Origin of the sequence: Gabonia massiliensis, assembly GCF_001403595.1 — a bacterium.
In the GTDB taxonomy this organism is placed as follows: domain Bacteria; phylum Bacteroidota; class Bacteroidia; order Bacteroidales; family Coprobacteraceae; genus Coprobacter; species Coprobacter secundus.
On sequence record NZ_LN877932.1, the window covers coordinates 1 to 1053 of the forward strand.

Annotated in this window: 1 protein-coding gene; it reads left to right on the top strand. The window is 45.5% G+C overall.

Annotated elements, in window-relative coordinates; all coding sequences use genetic code 11:
* Positions 1-1053: hypothetical protein (locus BN2628_RS17340; RefSeq protein ID WP_257606324.1), on the top strand; the 1053-nt coding region annotated here is incomplete at both ends.

Here is a 1053-nt window from a genome sequence, read left to right on the forward strand (position 1 = left end):
CTCGACGAGATACAATCCTACCCCGAAGAAGAAAGCGGAGCAGGAGTACCGGAAATAGAACAGCCTGTAGAGGAGAGGATTTCCGATGCAACAGTACAGGATAATTATGTCTATAAGGGAAATGAAGCAGAAAAAGTATTACTTGATATTTTTGACAAAGGAACAGATGAAGTTTTGCCGAGAAGGATTGAGACAGTTTCTGAATTTGAGAGAGAATTTTCCTCACCGGTAAGAACGGTATTGGGCGAGGTTGTAAAAGTAGGACGTAATCTGTACAACAAATTAGTAAGAAACAGCCGGGAGAATATATCCGGTGCGATACGTCCTACACTGGAAGCGGCAGACTTTGTGATTAACGACACAGATGGATCGCGTTTGTATGTGAAAATGTACAAAAAGTCAGATGGAAAGAAGACATACAATGTAACGGTAGTAAACAAACAAGGAGAAGTTGAGGATTATATCAGCTCTGCACATATAAAATCGGAAAACAATCTTCTCAATAAAATAAGGAACGGAGCAGAACTGTCACTACCGTCTGAGCGGAATCCCTATGGGAGAAATCTCCCAAACAGTCCCGCACCGATTTCCCTCGACAAAGATAGTGGAATTATTGAAAATAGGCAAGCGATAGAAGAACGTATTTCCGCAGACAGCAACATAGAAGCTGGAAATATTCCTGCCATACAGCGCATCCCCAAAGACGCACAAGGTAATCCCCTCTATGAGCAGGCCGACCCCGATACAGCCTGGGATGCCATTGTAGAGCAGGCCGGGGGCGACGAACAAGTAGCGCAGAATGTCGCTGCCTCCATGCTGGCCGACAAAGAAGCCGCATTGAAGAAACTCCAGAAGTCCAAGCCCAAAGGCGGCACTACCATTGCCGAGAAGATAGTAGCCGAGAAAGAACGCCAAGCAGCTATCGGGCAAGCCAAGCAGCAAGTAGATATTTGGAAGAAGATAGCCCAGACCCCACAGAAAAGAAAGCATCAAGCAGAAACAGAACATATACGCCAGGCAGAGGAAGAAAAAATAAAGCCCGACAGTACAGGA